The organism is Rhizobium sp. TH2 (assembly GCF_024707525.1).
Classification (GTDB): Bacteria; Pseudomonadota; Alphaproteobacteria; order Rhizobiales; family Rhizobiaceae; genus Rhizobium_E.
Map to the genome: position 1 here is coordinate 2014140 of NZ_CP062231.1, position 12281 is coordinate 2026420.

At 60.6% G+C, this 12281-nt stretch carries 11 protein-coding genes; 7 read left to right on the plus strand and 4 right to left on the minus strand.

Features of this window, described 5'->3' with window-relative positions; all coding sequences use genetic code 11:
• Positions 1–65: 65 nt before the first annotated feature.
• The gene (locus tag IHQ71_RS10105; RefSeq protein ID WP_258161839.1) at positions 66–1166 is read right to left on the minus strand and encodes a DUF2865 domain-containing protein; all 1101 of its coding nucleotides are present in this window, start codon (positions 1164–1166) and stop codon (positions 66–68) included.
• A gap of 157 nt (positions 1167–1323) precedes the next feature.
• Between IHQ71_RS10105 and IHQ71_RS10110 the strand changes: the two genes are divergently transcribed.
• Positions 1324–2163, plus strand: coding sequence for a UDP-2,3-diacylglucosamine diphosphatase (locus tag IHQ71_RS10110; RefSeq protein ID WP_258161840.1), 840 nt, complete (start codon positions 1324–1326; stop codon positions 2161–2163).
• Positions 2164–2190: 27 nt separating this feature from the next.
• On the opposite strand, the gene IHQ71_RS10115 is transcribed toward IHQ71_RS10110, so the two are convergent.
• Both IHQ71_RS10115 and IHQ71_RS10120 read right to left on the minus strand, forming a co-directional pair.
• Positions 2191–3420 carry a Glu/Leu/Phe/Val dehydrogenase gene (locus IHQ71_RS10115; RefSeq protein ID WP_258162797.1) on the minus strand — a complete coding sequence of 410 codons (1230 nt, stop codon included), beginning with the start codon at positions 3418–3420 and terminating at the stop codon, positions 2191–2193.
• A gap of 297 nt (positions 3421–3717) precedes the next feature.
• A complete protein-coding gene (locus IHQ71_RS10120; RefSeq protein WP_258161841.1) occupies positions 3718–4554 on the minus strand; it encodes an alpha/beta hydrolase in 837 nt (278 codons plus the stop codon).
• 197 nt (positions 4555–4751) lie between these two features.
• On the opposite strand from IHQ71_RS10120, the gene IHQ71_RS10125 reads away from it, so the two are divergent.
• Positions 4752–5957, plus strand: coding sequence for an MFS transporter (locus IHQ71_RS10125; protein WP_258161842.1), 1206 nt, complete (start codon positions 4752–4754; stop codon positions 5955–5957).
• Here the strand turns inward: IHQ71_RS10125 and dgcA are convergent.
• Positions 5927–6910 carry an N-acetyl-D-Glu racemase DgcA gene (gene dgcA, locus IHQ71_RS10130; RefSeq protein WP_258161843.1) on the minus strand — a complete coding sequence of 328 codons (984 nt, stop codon included), beginning with the start codon at positions 6908–6910 and terminating at the stop codon, positions 5927–5929. The two genes, IHQ71_RS10125 and dgcA, sit on opposite strands and share 31 nt — an antisense overlap.
• A gap of 155 nt (positions 6911–7065) precedes the next feature.
• Here dgcA and IHQ71_RS10135 point away from each other — a divergent pair, with 155 nt between their 5' ends.
• The 5 genes from IHQ71_RS10135 (at position 7066) to IHQ71_RS10155 (ending at position 12203) form a co-directional block, all read left to right on the plus strand.
• Positions 7066–8208: an MlaE family lipid ABC transporter permease subunit gene (locus IHQ71_RS10135; RefSeq protein WP_258161844.1), complete on the plus strand. Its 1143-nt coding sequence runs from the start codon at positions 7066–7068 to the stop codon at positions 8206–8208.
• Between the two features lie 13 nt (positions 8209–8221).
• Positions 8222–9037, plus strand: a complete 816-nt coding sequence (locus tag IHQ71_RS10140) for an ABC transporter ATP-binding protein (protein ID WP_374990015.1) — start codon at positions 8222–8224, stop codon at positions 9035–9037.
• Positions 9038–9061: 24 nt separating this feature from the next.
• A complete protein-coding gene (locus IHQ71_RS10145; protein WP_258161845.1) occupies positions 9062–10432 on the plus strand; it encodes an MlaD family protein in 1371 nt (456 codons plus the stop codon).
• Between the two features lie 23 nt (positions 10433–10455).
• A complete protein-coding gene (locus IHQ71_RS10150; protein WP_258161846.1) occupies positions 10456–11052 on the plus strand; it encodes an ABC-type transport auxiliary lipoprotein family protein in 597 nt (198 codons plus the stop codon).
• Positions 11053–11168: 116 nt separating this feature from the next.
• Positions 11169–12203, plus strand: coding sequence for a MerR family transcriptional regulator (locus tag IHQ71_RS10155; RefSeq protein WP_258161847.1), 1035 nt, complete (start codon positions 11169–11171; stop codon positions 12201–12203).
• The last annotated feature ends 78 nt before the right edge of the window (positions 12204–12281 follow it).

A 12281-nucleotide genomic window follows, 5' to 3' on the forward strand; every position in this document is an offset into this window, starting at 1 on the left:
CCTCAGACCACGATTCTCATGATCCGACATTAGAGACTTGCCGCCTCGAATGCGAGGGCAGGAAATCAGTTCTGAAGCGTCATTTCGGGATTGCGAAGGTCGAGCGTTTCGTTGTCAGGCAGGAATTTCGGACCGATCTGGCGGATGTGGCCATCAGGCTTGTAGTCGCGCAGCTTCGCTTCCTTGACTGGCGGCGTGACAGTGACATCTGACTTAAGCTGGCCGCGCAGCTCCGGCTTGATCCACACGATCGAGCTCTGTTTTTTCTCGGGCACCTTTTCCGGATTGTTGATGAAGGCTTCGCGCTTCATCATCTCCTTGTAGTAGAGCGAGAAATCGCAGCCGCAAGCCTTGTTCTTGGTGCTCGTCTGCGTACGGTAACGATAGGCGTTGTCGAGTTCGTCATATGGCCGGCCGGTGAATGCCGAGCGCATCGCGTCGCTCTCCTGGCGGATCGAGTGATAGAAGAGTTCGGTCTCGGTGCCGGGGCACATCATCGAACAGACCTGTGCGTCGCGCTGGAAGCTCATCGGTGAGGCCTGGGATGAGACCGGGAAATAAGCACCGTCGCAGGTGCGCACGCACATCGTCCGGTACGAACCATTGATCGCACTGCCGCCAAGATCGACAAATTGCTGGTTGTCATAATTGGCTTCGGAAGGCACGCGGATCGTTTCGACGCCGTCAGGCGTCTCGCTCACGAAGGAATCCTCCGGCGACACGCCAGGCGAAGTGCTGGCAAGAAATGTCTCGTCGCCGCAGCTGTTTTCGTCGATCGCCGCCAGCACTTCCTGACGGCGGGCGTCCTCGGTCTCGCCGGTCATCAGGCTGATGCGCTTTTCATGGAGAATGGCGAGATTGGTTTCCATCCGCGCCATCTTGTCTTCGAGCTCCTGGCACTCATCGGGATTGTCGCCGCCCATGACGAATAGGCTGCCCTGGGAGCAGCCGGTGTCGCGCAATTGCGAGCGCAGGTCACGGATGCTCATCTTCTGCTCGGCGATGGCGCGGGCATATTTCCGCACCTTGGCGGGTGCGCTGTATGTCTCTGACAGCACGGTCAGTTCGCTGTTCAGCCTGTCGCAGACGGGCGATGCGGCAGCACCTCCGGCCAAAGCCAGAGCGAGCGCAAACGGCAGTGCGGCGGTCATCATTGTCTTGAGCATGGGGCAATCGGGGTGATCGGTACGGATCTAATGTAACCTATGATGCAAAAAGCTGAAAACGCCTTTAACTTTCAGAGTTAATCGGCCCTCACGCACCCTTTGTCATAAAGGTGATACGTGACTCTGCTTTCCCGTTGATGACAAAACGAGGATCGCCATGCTTGACGAACTTGACAATCGCGACGCCCTAAAGGTCCGGACCTTGTTCATCTCCGACATCCATCTGGGCTCCAAGGCCTCGAAGGCGGATTTCCTCTTGGATTTTCTCCGGGTCCATGAAGCGGAGACAATCTTCCTGGTCGGCGACATCGTCGATGGCTGGCGGCTGAAGCGCTCCTGGTACTGGCCGCAGAACTGCAACGACGTGGTCCAGAAGCTGCTGCGCAAGGGGCGCAAGGGCGCGCGGATCGTCTACGTGCCCGGCAACCACGATGACTTCATGCGCGAGTTTCCCGGCATCCATTTCGGAGGCATCGAAGTCGCCCGCAACATGATCCACGTCGCCGCCGACGGCAAGCGCTACCTCGTGCTGCATGGCGACGAGTTCGACGTCGTGGTCCGCAATGCCCGTTTCATCGCCCATCTCGGCGACTGGGCTTACGACACGGCAATTGCGCTCAATATCTGGATTGCCCGGGCGCGCCGGCTGCTCGGCCTGCCTTACTGGTCGTTCTCGGCCTGGGCCAAGCTGCAGGTCAAGCGCGCGGTGAATTTCATCGGCGAGTTCCAGCGTGTCGTCGCCGACGAGGCGCGACGCAACGATGTCGATGGCGTCATTTGCGGCCATATCCATCATGCCGTCATAGAGGATATCGACGGCATCACCTATATCAATACCGGTGACTGGGTGGAAAGCTGCACTGCGGTGGTCGAGCATTTCGACGGCCGCATGGAACTGATCCGCTGGCAGAATGTCGAACTACCCAAAACACTTGCCGGACCGATGGTTCCGATCATGATACCGCAGGCCCGCGAAGCGGAAATCCAGGCGGCCTGAAACATATCCAGGCCGCCCTTGGCATGATCAGGGGAACAGGCCGCGCGTCGCCTTGGCCTTTGCGACCTTGTCGACGCCGATCGCCATCGCCGCTGTCCGGTGCGAGATGTCGTCCTTCTCGACCCGCTCCATGACACGGCTGAACGCGTCGTCGAGCAGGCCCCGGAGGCGGGTGAGCACTTCCGACTTGCCCCAGAACAGCTGCTGCAGATCCTGCACCCACTCGAAATAGGACACGATCACGCCGCCGGAATTGCACAGGATGTCGGGGATGACGAAGATCTCCTTACGCCGCTGGTCGAGCACCGCGTCCGCATCCGGCGTGGTTGGACCATTGGCGGCCTCGGCGAGAATGCGGCATTGCAGCTTTGCCGCCACGTCCGCATCGATCACCCTCTCGATGGCAGCCGGCACGAGGATGTCGCAGGGCTGCACGAGAAGCTGGGCCGGGTCGAAGGCAAGCTCGTTCGAGAAGCCTTTCAGCGAGCCGTTCCTGGCCGCGTATTCCACCATAGCGTTCACATCGAGACCGCGCTTGTCGAAATAGCACGACGTGTGGTCCGAGGCGCCGATGATCTTGACGCCCTGTCGCGCAAGCTCAATGGCCGCGAACGAGCCGACATTGCCGAAGCCCTGGATGACGGCGGTCGAATCCGAGGGCTTCAGCTGCAAGCGCTCCATCGACCGGAAGATGAGATGCGCGACGCCCAGGCCCGTCGCCTCGCGCCGGCCTTCGGTGCCGCCCGAAGAGACGGGCTTGCCGGTGACGATCTCGTTGACGGTGCGTCCCTGATACATGGAATAGGTATCCATGAACCACGCCATGACCTGTTCGTTGGTGCCCATGTCGGGCGCCATGACGTCGATATGCGGGCCGACGAACGGGATCATTTCCTGCATGTAGCGGCGCGAGAGCGCTTCGAGTTCGCGGCGCGACAGGCTGTTGACATCGACCGTGATGCCGCCTTTGGCCCCACCATAGGGCAGACCGGCCAGCGCGCATTTCCAGCTCATCCAGATCGCCAGCGCCGAGACTTCGCCGATATCGACATTCGGGGCAAAGCGCGTGCCGCCCTTGGTCGGCCCGAGCGTCAGGTGATGCTGCACCCGGTAGCCCTGGAACACGGCCATTTCGCCATTGTCCATGTTGATCGGCACGGAGATCGTGATGGCACGTTTGGGGTAGAGCAGGCGGTCGCGATGACCGTCTGGAATCTGCAGATAATCGGCGACGCTGTTGAACTGGCTCCGGGCCATTTCGAAGACCGGACCGGTATAAATGTTATTCACATGTGCCTCCCGCGGCGAGGAATTTGGCCTATCCACTGGTTGTATCTGCGTGGATGAAGTCGGAAGAATTTGGGGGCGGGATCGCGATCGATCCCGCATCGCACAAAGTGCGAGATTTTGGCGAAAATCAATATGGAATGTGCAGGATTGGAAAAATCAAATCGATAAAATTCAAATCGTATGACTTTCTACGGCAAAAATCGTTTAGTTTTTGCATTTTCCTGAAATGAGGAAAGCTGAATATTGGCTGCGTCGAGTACAATTTTAGCGCGATGTACTCGATGTCGCTTCAATAAACCCGGCAATCTTTTCGACCATGTCGGGAGAGAACAGTCCGTCGTTATGACCGGCGCCCGCGATCACCTCGAAACTGACATCGGTCTTGGCGATGGCCACGAGCGCCTTGCCCGATGCGATCGGCACCAGCGTGTCGCGATCGCCATGGAATATGATGATCGGCACTGTCACCGCACCGATATCGAGATCTGTCCGGAAGGGCGATTTGAGCAGCAGCGAAATCGGCAGGTAGGGTATCTTTTCCTGGACCAGCGACAGCATGGATTTGAATGGCGAAACCAGCACCGCGCCAGCCACCTTGCGATGCGCGGCGACACGGATCGCCGGCGAGGTTCCGAGCGATTGTCCGAAGACGATGACGGGATGGCCGGGATAGGCTTTCACCGCCCAGTCATGGACGGCCAATGCGTCCTGCTGCATCATTTCGCCGTCGGCGGCACCCGATGATCGCGGATAACCACGCGCCGCCGGCGCGATCACGCCGTAACCCGACGCGATCCAGCCGGCATAGAGAAAGCTATAGCTCTCGGGATAGCTGCCATTGCCGTGAAAGGTAATGACGATGGGTTTTCCGGACTGCGGGGCGTGCAGGAGCAGGAAAAGCTCGGCGCCATCGCTGGCCCTGATTTTCCGCGTTTCCAGCCCGGCCGCCGAGGCGAACCCATCGAGTTCAGGCGGAAAGGGCATGTAAGCGCCGGGAAACAGGAACCGCGCCTGATTGACATAGAGAAGCAGGCCGATGGCCAGATAGGCCGCCACCGCGAGCCCGGCTGCGATCTTCACCAGCAGGTAGATTACCGACATGCATGCGCTTTCATAGAGACCCTGATGTTGCATGATTGCATGGCCCGGACACTATCCGCAAATGCGTGTAGCGATGTCCTTGGCGTACGTGCCTCCAGGTGGTAGCGGTGAATCACCGGGCGGGTGAAGCCATTCGCCGAGTCTCTCATCCCGATGCGACGTGCATCGGGACAGTCCGGGAAGTTCCAGGCACTGAAATGCTGCAATCGACGAATGCCCTCTCGCGTGCTGACGCGCCGCGCCTCTTTGCGTGGCGGGCGGCACTGCTGTTCTGCGCGCCTATGATGGTCAACGGCATTGGGCTGTTGTATTTCCCGGTCTATCTCGAAGAGCTCAAGATGTCGGATATCGAGATCGGCATCATCGTCTCGATCCCCTTTCTCGTCCGCATGATCGGCATGCCCCTGGGTGCCTTCCTCGCCGATCGCGTCAGCGACCGGGCGGTCATTCTCATCTGGTCGGCGGTGGTGTCCTTCATCACCACAGTGATGATGTTCTTCACCCATTCCTTCTGGCCGGTCATATTCTTCTATGGCGTCCAAAGCCTGTTCTACGCGCCATATGTGCCGATTGCCGAGGCGCTGCTGGTTACCGGCGTTCGGCGCTGGGCCTTCGACTACGGCTATCTGCGCATGTGGGGCTCGGTCGCCTTCGTCTTTTCGACATTGGCCGGCGGCTGGCTGCTGGATCTCTATGGCGGCTCGATGGTCCTGCCATCCATGGCATTTTTCTTTGTCCTCACCATCCTGGTCGCAGCGTCCGCCCCGCGCTTGGGCAGGCCGGTGCCTGTCGCCGCTGACCAGACGGCAAACACCCTGGGCAACAAAAGCCCGTTCTGGCGTCTCGATTTCCTGCTCGTCATCATCGGCGCTTCACTGGTGCAGGGCAGCCACGGCATGCTGTTCGGTTTCGCCACGAACTATTGGACGGCACATGGCATAACGGGGATGCAGATCAGCTTCCTGTGGACCGCCGGCGTGGTGGCGGAGATCCTGCTCTTCTTCATCTCCGGGCGTTATCTCGCGCGCTTCAGCATCTGGTCGCTGATCCTGTTCGGCTCGGTGGCCGCCGTCGCTCGCTGGAGCCTGTTTCCGATGATCCACGGCTTCTGGCCGCATCTGGCGCTGCAGAGCATGCATGCCTTCACCTTCGCCATCATCCATGTCGGCATCCAGCGTTTCATGATGGCAAGGGTGGGCGACGAGCGCGGCGCCTCCGCGCAAGGCTTCTATCAATTCTTCGTCTGTCTCTTCAACGTCCTGACGGCCTGGTCGTCGGGCTTCATCTTCCAGGCCTATGGCGTCGAGGGTTTCCACGCCATGACGCTCGTGGCCGTCGCCGGCGTCGGCTTCGTCGTCGCCGCGATGATGCTTCAGCCCCAGAGCGCGCGCTCGGGCGGATAGACGAGCGAAGCTTCGTAGCGCAGCGGCGGTTCGCAATCCCTGGCGAGCAGCAGCGGGCCATCGAGATCGACAAAGGCCGCATCCTGCGCCAGCAGCACCGCCGGTGCCATGGCGAGCGACGACCCGACCATGCAGCCGACCATGATAGAGAAACCAAGTCGCTCGGCCTCCCGCTTCATGACGACGGCCTCGGTCAGCCCACCTGACTTGTCGAGCTTGATATTGACCGCGTCATACTTGCCCCGGAGATGTTCGAGATCGGCGGTCTCATGAGCGCTTTCGTCGGCGCAGAGCGGAACATGGTGGCGGATGCGACCGAGGATCGCATCATTACCTGCGGGCAGGGGCTGTTCGATAAGGTCCACGCCGCAATCGGCCGACACTTTGAGATAGTGCTCGATATTGTCGGATGTCCAACCTTCATTGGCATCGAGAATGAGCCTACAATTCGGCGCGGCGGCTCGAACCGCCTTGATCCGGCTTTCGTCATCAGTCGTTCCGAGCTTGATCTTGAGCAGCGCCCGGCCCGCGTGTTTGGCGGCGCTCTCGGCCATTACCTCGGGCTCGCCGAGCGAAATCGTATAGGCGGTCGTCAGTGCCTTGGGGGCGGCCAGTCCCAGCGCGCGCGCCACCGGCACACCAGCGAGCTTGGATTCGAGATCCCAGAAGGCACAGTCGATGGCGTTGCGGGCCGCCCCCGGCTTCATGCGCTTGACCAGTTCGTGACGGCTGCCGCTATCGGCGACGAAATCGCGCTGCGCCAGGATTTGCTCTTCCACGCTGGCGAGCGTCTCTCCGTAGCGCCTGTAGGGCACGCACTCGCCGCGGCCGGTCACGCCCCGGTCCGAGATCGTACAGACGATCACCTGCGCCTCGGTCCGCGATCCCCTTGAAATGGTGAAAACACCTGCGATCGGATAGGTCAGGATTGTTGTTTCGAGGTGACGCGTCACGGCCAATGCTCCCAGATCGATGCTTCTTCCACTGCTTTATCTTGAACCCTCGCCCGGAATGATGCCAGATGCCACCCAGCCAGTCGAATCGTCTTGTTTTAGCACAGTAAAACAGTTTGATCGCCGGCACTGAATGTGAACGCGTAGAGGATGCTATGGCGGAGACGGCGCTCAGGGCCGGACTCGAGGTCGATTATCCGGCGGAGGGCGCGAACCTGCGGCTCTACGGCGCGTGGCTGAACGCGACCATCGCTGCGGTCGACAAGCAACTCAAGGACATCGAGAAGCGTGGTTTTTCCGGTCCCGTCCGTCTTGATCTGACCGGGATCGAAAGCCTCGATACCGGTGGCGCCTGGCTGATCCGGCGGCTTGCCACGGCGCTCGGACGCAGTTCCAAGGACGTAAAGGTCGCAGGTGGCCATCAGGAGATGATGGACCTGATTTCTGCGCTGCCCGAGGAACTGCCGGTAGCCGCGGACGAGGACGGAAAGCGGACGCTGTTCGACCGGACGTTTACGCCACTCGGCGCGCAGGTCATGAATATCGCCGATGACGCTGTCCAGGCGTTCAACATCATCGGATCGGCCGTTCGTGGCGCGCAACTCAAGCTCGGCCGGGGCAGCGGCCTGTCACCGGCGGCGGTCTTCACCCAGCTCGAGCAGATGGCGGTCAATGCCGTGCCGATCATCGCGCTGATGTCGTTCCTGATCGGCGCGATCATCGCCCAGCAGGGCGCTTTCCAGCTTCGTTACTTCGGCGCGGAAGTCTTCGTCGTCGATCTTGTCGGTATCCTCCAGCTTCGTGAGATCGGTGTGTTGCTGACCGCGATCATGGTCGCCGGCCGGACGGGAAGCGCGATCACCGCCGAGATCGGTTCGATGAAGATGCGCGAGGAGATCGACGCTCTGCAGGTCATGGGCCTCAACCCCGTGGGTGTCCTGATTTTCCCACGCCTGCTCGCGCTCGCACTGGCATTGCCCTTGCTGACGGTCATCGCCAATTTCGCTGCACTTGCTGGTGCCGCGGTCGTGGCGAATGTCTATTCCGGCGTGACCTATCCGGTGTTTCTCTCTCGCCTGCAGGGCGCCATAGATCTGTCGACGGTGATTTCAGGAATATTGAAGGCACCCTTCATGGCAGTGATCATCGGCGTCGTGGCGTCCGTAGAAGGGTTGAAAGTCGGCGGCAGCGCCGAGTCGCTCGGCCAACACGTCACCGCATCGGTGGTCAAGGCCATCTTCGTCGTCATCCTCGTGGACGGGCTGTTTGCCATGTTCTACGCGGCGATCGATTTCTGAGGCGGGCCCAGTGATCCTGGAAAAACAAACGGCGGACACAAAAGAGCGCGAGGTCGTGCTGTCGGTGCGCGGCATCACGGTCGGCTTCGGCAGCCACGTCGTGCTCGACAATCTCGATCTCGATATCTATCGCGGTGAGATCCTCGGCTTCGTCGGTGCGTCCGGCGTTGGCAAATCGGTACTGATGCGATCGATATTGCGGTTGATACCGAGGCGGGCGGGCGAAATCCGAGTCCTCGGCGCCGACTATGGCAGCCTGGCCGACAACGAGCGCTTCGAGCTCGACATGAAGATGGGCGTGCTTTTCCAGCATGGCGCGCTGTTTTCGGCGCTCACCGTGAAGGAGAACATCCAGTTCCCGATGCGGGAATATCTCGACATGCCGCAGTCGCTGATGGACGAGCTTGCCAAGCTGAAGATCGAACTCGTGGGTCTCGCGCCGGAAGCGGCCGACAAATACCCCTCGGAACTCTCGGGCGGTATGATCAAGCGCGCCGCACTCGCCCGCGCGCTGGCACTCGATCCGGCGCTGGTCTTCCTCGACGAGCCGACATCGGGCCTCGATCCTATCGGCGCCGCCGAATTCGACGAACTGATCGCCAAGCTGCGCGACACGCTGGGCCTGACCGTCTACATGGTCACCCACGATCTCGACAGCCTGTTTTCCGTGTGTGACCGGATTGCCGTTCTCGGACAAAAACGTGTATTGGTCGCCGGAACAATAGACGACATGCTTGATTGCCAGGATGAATGGGTACAGTCCTATTTTCAAGGCAAACGCGCCCGCTCAATACCGAAGCACGATAAGACGAAGCCAACCAGAGTATAGGCCGGACAAGAGACACATTAATCCATGGAAACAAGGGCCAATTATGCGATCGTCGGCTTCTTTACAGTGCTTGTGGTGCTGGCTGCATTCGGCTTTGTTTACTGGATGCAGGCCTATGGCCGTGAAGGCAGGATGGAGCCGCTGAAGATCGTGATCGAAGGTTCGGCAAACGGCCTGAGCGTCGGCTCACCCGTCCGCTTCAACGGTATTCCGATCGGCTCGATTCGCCAGCTGACCTTCGATGACAAGGACCCCCGATATTCGGTGGCCGTCACCGAAGTCCTGCCCACGGCACCAATTTATCCCGGCACCCGTGCGGTGGTCGAACTCCAGGGTCTGACAGGTGCGGCCTATATCGAACTCTCCGGTGGCGATACGTCGAAGGAGAAACTTCTCGTCACCCAGGCCAATGGCGGCGAGGAGGCGAAGATCATCGCTGCGCAGTCGGGCCTCACAAATCTCGTATCGTCCGCCAGCGACATCATGCTGAAAACCGAGGGCGCCATCGACGAGATCACCGGCTTCGTGAAGGATAATCGCGCGCCGCTGTCCAAGACAATCGCCAATGTCGAGACCTTTTCCGGCGCGCTGCGCGACAATGCGCCGGGTATCGACAAATTCCTCGAAAGCGTCAGCCAACTCTCCGGCACGATCAAGAATCTCTCGGGCCGCCTCGATTCGACGCTTGCCTCGGTGGATGGCCTGGTCAAGGCGATCGATCCAAAGAAGATCGACAATATCCTCAAGAATGCCGAAAAGGTCAGCGGCGACCTCGCTCTCGCGTCCGGCGACATGGCGTCAACCGTCAAGAGCTTCAAGGAAACGGCGGATGCCTACAAGGTGGTCGGCGAGAAAGTCTCCAAGACGCTCGACAATGTCGACAAGCTGATGGCCGAGATCGACCCTAAGGAGGTTGGCGCCTCGCTCGATGACATCCGCGTCGCGGTGGCTGATGCGCGCACCGCGATCTCCAGCTTCAAGAATATATCCGCCGACATCGAGAAGCGCCGGCCGGAGATCGACAAGACGATCGCCAATGTCAGCCAGACCGCCGAGAAGATCAACAAGGCGTCCAGCCGGGTTGACGGTATCCTCGCCAAGGTCGACAGCTTCCTGGGTTCGGGCGATTCCAAGTCGCTGTTCGCCGATGCGCGGGCGACGCTGCAATCCTTCAAAAAGGTGGCTGACACGCTGAACGCCAGGATTGGTCCGATCGCGGATAATCTGCAGAAATTCACCGGTTCGGGCCTCAAAAATGTCGAAGCGCTGGTCGACGACACGCGCCGTACGATGCAAACCCTGAACAATGCTGTATCGCGGCTCGATCAGGACCCGCAGCGCTTGATTTTCGGCGGCGAGGAAGTCAAGGAATATAAGGGTCGGGTGCGGCGTTGAGGGGGCTTGCCTTGGGTAATTCGATGAGCGGCATGCAACGCCTGGTGACAGCCCTGGTGCTGGCCACGTCTGCGATGTCGCTGACCGGCTGCCTTGGCGGCAGTGCCGACAAGGACACGTTCTCGCTCTCCGCGATGCCCGAGGTCACCGGCCCGTCCGCCAAGAACCGCCAGATCCTGATCCCCGAGCCGACAGCGCTCAAGGCGCTCGATTCCGAACAGGTCGTCATCCGCCTCTCCGGCGTCGAGATCCAGTATCTCTCCAAGGCCCGCTGGAGCGACCGCCTGCCGAAGATGGTGCAGGCCAAGCTGGTCGAGGCGTTCGAAAACACCGGCCGTCTCGGCGGCGTCGGCAAGCCGGGCGAGGGGCTGGCGATCGACTTCCAGATCGTCACCGATATCCGTGCCTTCCAGGTCGAAACCAATGGCGCGACCCACGCGAGCATCGAAATCTCGGCAAAGCTGCTGAACGATCGCAACGGCACGGTGAGGTCGCAGAAGGTGTTCGCTGCCACGGTGCCTGTCAGCGGATCGGATAATCGCTCTTATGTCGCGGCGCTGGATGCTGCCTTCGCCCAGGTTACAAGCGAGATCGTTATCTGGACTTTGAAGCAGATTTGAAGGCGGCGCACCTCCGCAATTCTACGCGATCTTATCTGTTTACGCCGTCAGCCTGTTGACCTTGCCCCTGGGACCGATCCCATAAGCGGGACGGTCAACAGGACAAGAGGTGAGTCGTGAACCGTTCCGCCCAATTCTTGAATGCGTCCGAAGCCGCTGGGCGGCTCGGCGTCTCCGCGAAAGCGCTGCGTCTCTATGAGCAGCGCGGCATACTCGCGCCCAAACGTACTGAAGCGGGCTGGCGGGTCTACGGTCCCGAGCAAATGGCGCGTGCCGCCGAGATTGTCGCGCTCCGGGGTCTTGGCCTGAGCCTTGCCCAGGTGGCGCGCGTCCTGAGAGGCGACCACGATTGCCTAGAATCAGCATTGGCTGCGCATCAGGAAAGGCTCGAAGGGCAGATCAGGCAAGCAGCTGATACCGTCGAAAGAGTGCGCGCCGTCCGGATGGATATCGCTGCCGGCCGCCTTCCCTCCGTCGCAGACCTCACGCGGCTTATCCGTCCAGAGGCCGAAATCGTCGCTGCATTCGATCTTCCGTGGCCGTGGGGCGGCGAAAGGTTTGAACTCTCCGACATCCGCCCGCTCAACTACATTATCGGCCCCTTGGGCAGTGGCAAGACACGGCTGGCGCAGGCAATTGCAGCCGCATTGCCCGATGCAGCGTTCATTGGCTTGGACAGGCTGGATAACGGCGGCCGCGAGGCCGTGCGTCTGCTTGAGGCCGACCCGGGGTTGAACACGTGCGTCAGCCGGATCAAGGATTGGCTCATCGAAGACGGCGCGACGGTGTCGCCTGCGCTAACGGCACTTCTCGTTGCAATGGAAGTCCAAGCCGCGTCCGTTCTCGTCATCGACATGGTGGAGCAGGGGCTCGATCATACCACGCAGGAAGCGCTTGCTGCCTATCTCAAGCGTCAAGGTGCCGAGGCAAAGCCGTTGTTCCTGATGACCCGCTCCAGCGCGATCCTCGACCTCGGCTCTGTGACGGCGGACGAGGCGATCATTCTCTGCCCCGCAAACCACAGTCCGCCTGTCAGGGTGGCGCCATATCCGGGCGCGCCCGGATATGAGGCCGTCGCCACCTGCCTCGCCACGCCGGAGGTGCGTGCGCGGACCGAAGGCGTCATTGCCTGGCGGCCGGCCGTCGCATGACCGCTGCGGTTAGTTGCCTAAACGGAAAAGCCCCGGACAATGGAATGCCCGGGGCTCACCAATTTGCAGCTTTGCCTG

Coding starts and splice junctions, on each gene's coding strand:
- IHQ71_RS10115 (WP_258162797.1), bottom strand. CDS start 3,420: ATGGCCCGGAGCCAGTTCAACAGCGTCGCCGATTATCTGCAGATTCCA.
- IHQ71_RS10110 (WP_258161840.1), top strand. CDS start 1,324: ATGCTTGACGAACTTGACAATCGCGACGCCCTAAAGGTCCGGACCTTG.
- IHQ71_RS10105 (WP_258161839.1), bottom strand. CDS start 1,166: ATGCTCAAGACAATGATGACCGCCGCACTGCCGTTTGCGCTCGCTCTG.
- IHQ71_RS10135 (WP_258161844.1), top strand. CDS start 7,066: ATGGCGGAGACGGCGCTCAGGGCCGGACTCGAGGTCGATTATCCGGCG.
- IHQ71_RS10120 (WP_258161841.1), bottom strand. CDS start 4,554: ATGTCGGTAATCTACCTGCTGGTGAAGATCGCAGCCGGGCTCGCGGTG.
- IHQ71_RS10125 (WP_258161842.1), top strand. CDS start 4,752: ATGCTGCAATCGACGAATGCCCTCTCGCGTGCTGACGCGCCGCGCCTC.
- IHQ71_RS10150 (WP_258161846.1), top strand. CDS start 10,456: ATGAGCGGCATGCAACGCCTGGTGACAGCCCTGGTGCTGGCCACGTCT.
- IHQ71_RS10145 (WP_258161845.1), top strand. CDS start 9,062: ATGGAAACAAGGGCCAATTATGCGATCGTCGGCTTCTTTACAGTGCTT.